This is a genomic window from Burkholderia sp. GW821-FHT14F03 (assembly GCF_058803765.1).
This window is the reverse complement of record NZ_JBXAPG010000006.1, coordinates 187,664-188,048: the sequence shown is the minus strand read 5'-3', so window position 1 is coordinate 188,048 and position 385 is coordinate 187,664. Positions and strand designations below refer to the sequence as shown.

At 68.8% G+C, this 385-nt stretch carries 1 protein-coding gene; it reads right to left on the bottom strand.

The window, feature by feature from the left end; translation table 11 throughout:
- The coding region (locus AC1RQF_RS06810; RefSeq protein ID WP_492871606.1) for a DUF802 domain-containing protein at nt 1–385 on the bottom strand (385 nt) is incomplete at both ends.

Here is a 385-nt window from a genome sequence, read left to right as displayed (position 1 = left end):
GAAACCGCTCGACACCGCCTCCAGCGCCTGCTTGTGGTGCGCGGCCGACTGCTCGTTGGCCTGCGTCTGCCGGCTCAACGTATCGCCCAGGCCGCTCAGCAATGCCGCCGCCTGTCGTTCGAAGCCGCTCGACGCCGCCTCCAGTGCCTGCTTGTTGTGCGTCGCCAATTGTTCGTTGACCTGCGCCTGACGATCGAGCGCCTCGCCCAACCCGCCCAGCAATGCCGTCGCCTGCTGCTCGAAACCGCTCGACACCGCCTCCAGCGCCTGCTTGTGGTGCGCGGCCGACTGCTCGTTGGCCTGCGTCTGCCGGCTCAGCGTATCGCCCAGGCCGCTCAGCAATGCCGCCGCCTGTCGTTCGAAGCCGCTCGACGCCGCCTCCAGT